Source organism: Geminocystis sp. GBBB08, assembly GCF_016743215.1.
GTDB lineage: Bacteria > Cyanobacteriota > Cyanobacteriia > Cyanobacteriales > Cyanobacteriaceae > Geminocystis.
This window is the reverse complement of the sequence record NZ_VRZC01000154.1, coordinates 1-9,266: the sequence shown is the minus strand read 5'-3', so window position 1 is coordinate 9,266 and position 9,266 is coordinate 1. Positions and strand designations below refer to the sequence as shown.

Below are 9,266 nucleotides of genomic sequence, written 5' to 3'. Positions count from 1 at the left end.
CTGCATTATTGAAAATACCTGCTTGGCTAGGATTAGTAGCGGTAATTGTAATTACTTCTTCAAGAGATTTAGAATCTAAATCTGTACCGGCCACTGCATTGTTAAAATTATTTATATAGGCTGCGTGGTGTTTGTCGTGATGAAACTCTAAAGTACTTTTAGAGATATAAGGCTCTAATGCTGTGTAATCGAAAGGAAGTGTTGGTAATTGATAAGCCATATTATTAATCATATAATCGGTTACTGCCTTATCCTATCTGAATTATGTCTCAACTGTCAATGAAAGGAATTTTCCTTAATTGTCTATCAATTGTCATTTTTCTGAAAAAATAATTTCTTTTATTCTTCTTCCCTGATTAAATCAATACAATATTTAAGCAAAAAATATCATATATCAGGCAGTTGAATAAGTAATAATAAAGTTAAGACTATTATATTTAGGAGTCCTTTATTATGAAATTATCTAGTAAAAATTTTGAAACTCGTCTTGATTTAGTTTATGATGCCATCGTGGTTGGTGGCGGTATGGGTGGTTTATCTGCGGCTATTTATTTAGCTCGTTATGGCTTAAAATGTTTGATTATTGAAAAAGGGAAAGGTCGATCGCTATGGATGCAAGATCTTCGTAATTATTTAGGGATTGATCCTCACGCCCCCGGTAGAGATATATTAAATCATGGTACTAAACAAGCCATCGATTGGGGTGCAGATTATTTACGAGGTTATGTAGAAGATGTTACTGATGAAGGGGAAACTTTTGCCGTCAAAGTAAAAATTGGGAAAAAAGACAGTGTTTATCCCGTTTTTCGGAGTAAATATTTAATTGCGGCTTCCGGTGTTATCGATGTTTTACCTGAATTAGAAGATATGCAAAACGTCTATGATTACGCAGGTTATACTCTTCATGTCTGTATGATTTGCGATGGTTTTGATATGTGGGATCAAAAAGCCGTATTAATCGTTGCTAAAGAGTCTCAAATTAACGCAGCCTTCGTTTTAAACTGGTTTACTCCTTATATCTCTGTTTTAACTCATGGTTTATGCACTGTTGGCGATGAAATGAAGCAAAAATTAGCACAACACGGTTATCCTTTATATGAAAGTGCGATCGCCCGTTTTGTAGGAAAAAATCATCAAATGCAAGGAGTAGAATTAACGGATGGTACTTTTGTTGAAGCTACCACAGGGTTAATTAACATGGGATCAATTTATCATAACCACTATCTAAAAACTATTAATGGCTTAGAGTGGGATGGAGAAAACCTCCTTACTAATGATATGGCACAAACAAGCCACGATCGCATTTTTGCCTTAGGTGACTTGAAAAAAGGCTTAAATCAAGTCTCAATTGCTGTAGCTGATGGTACTTTAGCAGCTACTCAAATTTGGCGTAACATTCGCCGTGGCAGTCAACCCCGTAAATGGGAAGAAAATATTAAATAATCAGGAGTAAGTAATACTGAGATCTTGCATCAGAACAAAAATACTTTATCAACAAAGTTTGAATTTTAATACAGTTTCAATCAATAATTCTTACTATTGCAAGAGTGCCTATTCCCTATTGCCTACCTTAACCAGTCAATTTAATAGCTGGTGCAAGATCAAGTTATCTCAATGATAAATGACGAAAAAGAGATAAAAACTGTATTGATAACAAGATTAAATACGCCCGATGCCTTAATTAATAATCCCGTATAAATTCCCTGTTTTCTTAATTTCATCAGGGTAATTTTCAGTACCAATTTTAAAATTTTCCAATTCCGAGTTCTCCTGTCATCATGTTTTCGGTGTCTTCCTCCTCTCCATCCCATCATTTATTAGCTATCAATAGATACGACTTTATTTCTACCAGTATTTTTCGCTTTATACAATGCTGTATCAACACGTGAAATAGTTTGAACTATACTCTTATCATCATCATGATAAACACAAACACCAATACTCACAGTTAAATTGATTTTAAAAGATTCATAAATAATAACTTTATTTTCAATATGACTTCTAATGCGATTAGCAACAATTAACGCCTCCTCTAAATTACTTTCAGAAAGAAAAATAATAAATTCTTCACCGCCCCATCTAGCACACAAATCTTCTTTTCTCAAACATTGAATACATTCTTGAGCAACAGATTTTATCACATAATCTCCTACAGGATGACCATAAGTATCATTAATTTTTTTAAAATAATCAATATCTAAAATAAGCAAAGAAAAAAATCTTTTTTGTCTTTTGGCTAAATTAAATTCTCTCTCAGCTAAAGAAGTAAAATGACGACGATTAGAAATGCCTGTTAACTCATCGGTTTTCGCTAATTTTTCTAATTCTACTAATGCTTTTTTTAACTCATCTCTAGTGAATTTTAACTCTAAATGATTTTTAACTCTGGCTAGTAATTCTTGATTATGAAAAGGTTTTGTTATATAATCTACTGCACCTAAATCAAAAGCTTTTAATAAATCTTGTTTCTCATCACTAGCAGTTATAAAAATAATAGGAATTTCTTGATAATGAGGATTTTGTTTAATTTTTTCACAAAGTTCTAAACCATCAATATTGGGCATCATTAAATCTAATAAGATCAAATCAGGTTTAAATTCTTCTAAAGAAAATAACACTTCTTCACTACGAGACAATATTTTAGTTTTATACCCTTCTTTTTTTAATAATTTATCCAATAAAATTCGATTAATAGAATTATCATCTACCGCCAAAATAAAAAAGTTTTTTGGATTATAACTAGCCATAGAAATTTCTTTGTTTTGAGAAGCTTTATGAAAAAATAAGAAAAATTATACTCATAAAATTCTGATCTTTAATTTAAGGTAGCTTAAATAATCATCTTAAAATTATATAATGCTCTTTACCTTTCTCGATTAATTAATTTTCCCCTCTCCACTTCAATAATTTGAGCTTCTTTTAAGAGTTTACTGTCAAAATAATTCAAATGAGTAGTAGTAATCAAGGTTTGAAAACGATTACCCAATGAATCTAATAATTGCTGTTGTCGTTGTAAATCTAATTCCGCCATAACATCATCCAATAATAACAAAGGTGGCTCACCAATTACCGCCTCAATTAACTGTAATTCTCCTAATTTTAAAGATAATACCAATGTTCGTTGTTGTCCCTGAGATCCATAATTTTTTGCCGTTGCCTGATTAATGATAAAGTCAATGTCATCTCTATGAGGTCCAACTAATGTCATTCCCATATTAATTTCACCATTGCGTTTTTGTTCTATCTGTTCTTTAATTTTTAGATGTATTTTTTCCACTTCATCGGTTTGATACTCAACATTAGGAAGGTAAATAATTTCTAGTTTTTCAGTTTTATTACTTATTTGATTATGCCAAAATTTGGCAAAAGGTTCTAATTTAGTTAAAACTCTTTGTCTTCTTCTCATAACTCTACAAGCTGTTTCTACTAATTTATTATCCCATAAAGTTAATTCTAATTCTGCTGATTTTGATAAATCTGAATAATTAGTTATTCCTTGTTTTTTTAAAATTGTTAATAAAGCGTTTCTTTGTTTTAAAACTTGATTATATTGTTTGATAATATAAGCATAAACAGGCTCTAATTGAATTAAAATATTATCTACCCAATTTCTTCTATATTCAGGATTTCCTCTAACTAAATCTATATCTACACTAGAAAAAAAAACTGTATTAACTATACCTAAAAAATCTAAGTTACGAGATAATTTTTCATGATTGACAATTAACTCTCTTTTACCTTTAAAGGGTAAGATCATTTCTAAGTCATAATCAGTAAAACTACGACTAATATTTGCTTTTACTTGGCCATAAATTCTATTTTGATAAACTAAATCTTGATCTCTATTAGTGCGATGACTTTTTAGAGTTGATAATAACTCAATCCCTTCTAATAAATTTGATTTTCCTTGAGCATTATTCCCTAAAATAAGGATTTTATTACTGTGAAATTTAACTTCTTCTTGTATATAATTACGAAAATAACTAAGATAAATATTATTTAAAAACATGAACAAATAACGGATAATTGATAACTGATAACTGATCATTGATAATCTAACTTTATAGTTCACAATTAATTATTATTTCTATCTTATTAACGTTATATAGCATTTCTAAATCATGGGTGAGAAATTTACCCCTAACCTTCCTGATAAAGTAAGAAATTGAATCAAAAAACTATCACAACAAACACAGAATTGCTATAATTTGCTTCAAAATATGATATAAAGCTCTTAACAACGCTAATTTTTCTTTTTCTTAATTTTTCTATGAACAAAAAAAATAAATTATTATCAATAGTTTTGTGTTTAGCAACTATTATAACAGTTTCCCTTAGCTACATTCCTCCAGCTAACGCTTATAGTAAAGATGATATTTCACGGTTAATTGAACAAAATAAATGTATTAAATGTGATTTATCTAACTATCATTTTCCCAAAAATAAATTTAATTTAGAAAAAGCAAATCTATCTAAATCAAATCTTCATAAAACTAACTTTAAAAATTTAGATTTAAGTAAAACTAATTTTAGTGACACCGATTTAAGTTTTAGTGATTTAGAAAATATTAAAGGGATTAAAAGTGAATTTAAACGGGCAGACTTAACCCATGCTAATTTAAAAAATAGCAATCTTAATCAATCAGATTTTTATGAAGCAACCCTTATTCATGCCAATTTTAGTCATAGTATCTTAGAAAGAGCTAATTTTGAAAAAGCGAATTTATCCGAAATTAATCTTATTCAAACAACTTTAACAGGCGCAAATTTTCACAACGCCAATCTGACAAATGCTGATTTAGATTTAGCGAATTTAAGTAGTAATAGTAAAAGTCATCCGACTAATTTTACAAATGCTAATTTAACTAAAACACAATTAATTAATGCTAAGTTACATAAAGTTAATTTTAGTAATGCCAATCTTTATCAAGCGGATTTTGATGGTAGTGATTTAACAGAATCTAACCTAGAAAAAGCAAATTTAGCAGAAGCAAATTTAAGTCACGTTAACTTAAGTAATAGTGATCTACGAAATGCTAATTTAATCAATTCTTCCTTAGTTTATGCCAATTTAAGTAATGTAGATCTGCGCCATGCTAATCTTGAAAAAGCAAATTTAACAGGGGCAGATTTAACTAATTCTAATTTAAAAGGGGCAATAATGCCTGATGGTTCTATTCATAATTAACAATTAAGTAATTAACAATTAACAATTAACAATTATACATAAATTATTATTTATTAAAAATTAGTTATTAGAAAAATATTGAACTTACCATTATTTACCATAACGATAAAAATTCATTCCCGATTTTCTATTAACTAAATGCTTAAACAAGTTTATTTAACAAAATTACATACTAACCATAAAAAACAAAAAGTAAATAAAGTAGCAAATTGTTCTGATCCTAAACTAATATTTAAACCAGTACTAATAGATAAATTAAACAAAATATTTGCTATACAAACGCTAATAATAAAAGTAATAAAAGTAATAGCAACTGATCTCCAAAACCTTTTTTGTTTACGATATAAAATATAAAAACTTGTACCAACTCCCACCGTTAACAAAAGTGGTAAAATCTCATAATTATTGTTAAAAATACTAATAGCAATTAATAGAAAAAAAACAATTCCACTAAGAGAAATTTCTTGACGAGAAGGTTGATCTAATAAATTTCCTAACCATAAAGAAACTTTTTGAGAATTAGGATTATTAGATATCAATGAAGGTTTTTTAATTTCTGTAGTTTTTTCAGGAAACCTAATTTGTTCAGGAACTTTTATTTTCCCCTCTTGACGAAGTTTCAACCTTTGCATAATAATTGCATCATAAGCAATTTCAATGCTTTCCATGATAGGAGGATCATTGTGATATTTTTCCTTAAGATTTTGTTTTGCGTTTTGTATTTCTTCAAAAGAAGCATTTTCAGTTACTCCTAATTGTTCATAAGGATTTAACTCAGTCATTTTTGCCTTATTCCTCCGATTCTCAATGATTCTTAACAACTTTAACAGCAATAAATTGGATCAGTTTACACCAACTAAGACATATTATAATTAAACTAGGCATTAATTTTTTTGATGATTAATTTTCAGGATTAGGGGTTATAGTTCATAAATAACAAATTTTCAATTTTCTTATGACTTATGCCTCTTGCATTTCATAAAGTAAACAGAAAATTAATTTTACCCACCTACTTATTTTGATATTGTATATCTTCACTCTTAACCACTATGGAAGTAGCTTTAGCTAAAGTTTTAATCGTTGATGATGATATTCATATTGCTAATTTAATTAACCGATTTCTAAAACAAAAAAATTATCGAGTAGAATCAGCATCTGATGGTAAAACTGCGAGAGAAATTTTTAGCCTATTTCGACCAGATTTAGTTATTCTCGATATAAACTTACCAGATACTCTCGGTTACAATCTCTGTGAAGAAATGCAGAAAAATAATGACGTATTTATTCTTATGCTTACCAGTCGTAATGATGTAGAAGATAAAAAAAAAGGTTTTTTAATCGGTGCCGATGATTACTTAACGAAACCTTTTGATTTACAAGAATTGGAATTTCGAGTACAAGCCATTTTGCGACGCAGACGAGTTATTAATTCTGTGGTTCTAGATATTATTGAATTAGATAATTTAATCATTAATCCACAAACCAGAGAAGTTAAAATTAACGGTAAAGTTACCATTTTCACAAGTTTAGAATTTGATTTACTTTATTTTCTTGCCAGTAATCCAGATAAAGTATGGAAGAGACAAGATCTCATCAGTAATGTATGGAAAAATGAACCTTTAGGAGATAATCGGGTGGTAGATGTTCATATCGGGCAAATTCGCCGCAAAATAGAACAAGATCCCAATAATCCCCAGTATATCACTACCATTAGGGGAGTTGGCTATAAATTTGAAAGACAAAAATAGAAATTTTGTAATGCTTTTTCTACCTACCTTCATCAGTATATTTTCTAATTAGTGCCGGATTTAAGTTAAGTGCTTCTTCACCTTATGATATAATTATAGATTGCAGTATTTAAACTTTTACAGAAAAAATGAGCTTAACTTTAGAAAAAAAACAGGAAATTATCACTGAATATCAAATACACGAAACCGACACAGGATCATCGGCTTTACAAGTAGCATTACTTACTGCTAGAATTACTCAACTTACCGAACACTTAAAATTTAACGACAATGATCATTCTTCTCGTCGTGGACTTTTAAAAATTATCGGTCAACGGAAAAGTTTATTAAGTTACATTAAAAAGAAAAATGTTCAAACTTACCAAGACTTAATCAAAAAATTAGGTATTCGTGGTTAAAACCGATATTTAGAAATAATCATGCCATCTTCATCGAATCGAAATTCCTTACCTTTTGAACCAAAAAAGAATAAAAAAGTCACCAAAAAACTGACTAATAATCCCTTAGAAAAAGTAAAAAATATCTCTAGTAATAATTATCAGAAAGAAAAACAAACTTCCTCTTTGCAAGGAATTCCTGAAGTAGTCAGCAATAGAATGCTTAAAAGAATGGCTATTTTTAGCGGTATTCCCACCGGAATGGGGATTTTTTCCTTTTTTGCTTTTTATGTAGTCGTAACTCAAAAATGGTTGATAGTACCCAATACAGCCGTTTTACTCATAACTATGGGTTTATTTGGGTTAGGTGTGTTAGGTTTAAGTTATGGCGTTCTTTCCACATCATGGGATGAACAAAGAGAAGGCACTTGGTGGGGATGGTCAGATTTTACCATCAATTTTGGCAGATTAACGTCAGCATGGAAAAACTCACAACAAGAATCTATTAATAATAAATAATTAGTCTATTTTGTGTGGTTTATTTCCTATAAATTATAACTTACAGCCAAATTTAAAAAATATTGTGATCTAAATTATCAATTTTTAAGCGATAAAACCTCGTTTTCATAGAATTGGTAAAAAAATCAACAATTACTAATCCAGTGCCTACCTTAATATATTCATGAATTCAAGGTAAATTAAGTATGATCGTAGTAATGAAAGTGGGAACTCCCGAACTCGAAATCAATCGTGTAGGAGAGGAGTTAACTACATGGGGTTTAACACCTGAAAAAATTGTTGGACAAAGTAAAGTCGTTATCGGTTTAGTGGGAGAAACAGCTTCCCTTAATCCTGAACAAATTCAAGAAGTTAGCCCTTGGATTGAAACCGTTTTAAGAGTTGAAAAACCTTTTAAACGTGTTAGCTTAGATTATCGTCATGGACAACCTAGCGATGTAGTTGTACCTACTCCTAACGGTGACGTTGTTTTTGGATTAAATAACCCCATAGTTATCGTAGCAGGGCCTTGTTCGGTAGAAAACGAAGAAATGATCGTGGAAACCGCTACAAGAGTTAAAGCCGCAGGAGCTAAATTTTTAAGAGGAGGTGCTTATAAACCTCGTACTTCCCCTTATGATTTCCAAGGTCATGGAGAAAGTGCTTTAGAACTATTAGCCGCCGCTAGAGACGCTTCTGGTTTAGGTATTATTACGGAAGTAATGGATACTGCTGACTTAGATAAAATAGCTGAAGTTGCGGATGTGATTCAAGTTGGTGCGAGAAATATGCAAAACTTCTCACTCTTGAAAAAAGTTGGCGCACAGTCTAAACCCGTTTTACTCAAAAGAGGAATGTCAGCCACTATTTCTGAATGGTTAATGGCCGCTGAATATATCCTCGCTGCAGGAAACACTAATGTTATTCTTTGTGAAAGAGGCATTCGTACTTTCGATCGAGAATTTGCTCGTAACGTTTTGGACTTATCCGTAATTCCAGTATTACGTTCTTTAACCCACTTACCAATTATGATTGATCCGAGTCATGGCACGGGTAAAGCTGAATATGTGCCTAGTATGGCCATGGCCGCCATTGCTGGAGGTACTGATTCCTTGATGATAGAAGTACACCCAAATCCGGCTAAGGCTTTATCTGATGGTCCACAATCTCTTACACCTGATGCTTTTGATCGTTTAATCCCTGAATTAGCAGTAATTGGTAAAGCAGTTCAACGTTGGGAAACTCCTGTGCCTGTCTTTGCTTAAATAAGTAATGCTTAAATAAGTAATCAGTAATAGACTTTGCTCAAAAATACTTTTAATTTTCTCAGGGTTTTAACTGTTTGCGATAATCGGTAGAAAATATGCTAAAATCGATTAAAACCAAAAGCCAATGACTTTTAATTACTGGTGAAAATCCGTGCTTTACCACGTCACTGATGTTAAGTCAGAAACC

At 30.6% G+C, this 9,266-nt stretch carries 9 protein-coding genes and 1 pseudogene; 6 read left to right on the top strand and 4 right to left on the bottom strand.

Features of this window, described 5'->3' with window-relative positions; genetic code table 11:
- Positions 1-220 (bottom strand): annotated as a pseudogene (locus FWJ34_RS15690) (superoxide dismutase [Fe]); the annotation flags it as partial.
- 233 nt (positions 221-453) lie between these two features.
- Between FWJ34_RS15690 and FWJ34_RS15685 the strand changes: the two are divergent.
- Positions 454-1,443 (top strand): NAD(P)/FAD-dependent oxidoreductase, encoded by a 990-nt coding sequence (locus tag FWJ34_RS15685; protein ID WP_308256277.1) that lies wholly within the window; start codon positions 454-456, stop codon positions 1,441-1,443.
- Between the two features lie 374 nt (positions 1,444-1,817).
- Here FWJ34_RS15685 and FWJ34_RS15680 read toward each other — a convergent pair whose 3' ends face one another.
- Both FWJ34_RS15680 and recF read right to left on the bottom strand, forming a co-directional pair.
- Entirely contained in the window at positions 1,818-2,747 is a 930-nt protein-coding gene (locus tag FWJ34_RS15680; protein WP_308256276.1) for a diguanylate cyclase, read from the bottom strand.
- A gap of 116 nt (positions 2,748-2,863) precedes the next feature.
- Positions 2,864-4,009: a DNA replication/repair protein RecF gene (recF, locus tag FWJ34_RS15675; protein ID WP_308256278.1), complete on the bottom strand. Its 1,146-nt coding sequence runs from the start codon at positions 4,007-4,009 to the stop codon at positions 2,864-2,866.
- A gap of 261 nt (positions 4,010-4,270) precedes the next feature.
- On the opposite strand from recF, the gene FWJ34_RS15670 reads away from it, so the two are divergent.
- Positions 4,271-5,188 carry a pentapeptide repeat-containing protein gene (locus FWJ34_RS15670; RefSeq protein ID WP_308256275.1) on the top strand — a complete coding sequence of 306 codons (918 nt, stop codon included), beginning with the start codon at positions 4,271-4,273 and terminating at the stop codon, positions 5,186-5,188.
- 152 nt (positions 5,189-5,340) lie between these two features.
- Here the strand turns inward: FWJ34_RS15670 and FWJ34_RS15665 are convergent, their stop codons facing one another.
- Complete coding sequence (locus tag FWJ34_RS15665; protein ID WP_308256274.1) at positions 5,341-5,970, bottom strand: CPP1-like family protein; 630 nt, start codon at positions 5,968-5,970, stop codon at positions 5,341-5,343.
- Positions 5,971-6,237: 267 nt separating this feature from the next.
- Here FWJ34_RS15665 and FWJ34_RS15660 point away from each other — a divergent pair, with 267 nt between their 5' ends.
- From FWJ34_RS15660 to aroF, 4 genes are all read left to right on the top strand, one after another.
- Complete coding sequence (locus tag FWJ34_RS15660; RefSeq protein WP_308256273.1) at positions 6,238-6,936, top strand: response regulator transcription factor; 699 nt, start codon at positions 6,238-6,240, stop codon at positions 6,934-6,936.
- 128 nt (positions 6,937-7,064) lie between these two features.
- On the top strand, positions 7,065-7,334 hold the full coding sequence (rpsO, locus tag FWJ34_RS15655; protein ID WP_308256272.1) for a 30S ribosomal protein S15: 270 nt from the start codon (positions 7,065-7,067) through the stop codon (positions 7,332-7,334).
- A 21-nt stretch (positions 7,335-7,355) separates the two neighbouring features.
- Positions 7,356-7,832 carry a PAM68 family protein gene (locus tag FWJ34_RS15650; protein ID WP_308256271.1) on the top strand — a complete coding sequence of 159 codons (477 nt, stop codon included), beginning with the start codon at positions 7,356-7,358 and terminating at the stop codon, positions 7,830-7,832.
- A 185-nt stretch (positions 7,833-8,017) separates the two neighbouring features.
- Positions 8,018-9,076 carry a 3-deoxy-7-phosphoheptulonate synthase gene (aroF, locus tag FWJ34_RS15645; RefSeq protein ID WP_308256270.1) on the top strand — a complete coding sequence of 353 codons (1,059 nt, stop codon included), beginning with the start codon at positions 8,018-8,020 and terminating at the stop codon, positions 9,074-9,076.
- Positions 9,077-9,266: the final 190 nt, after the last annotated feature.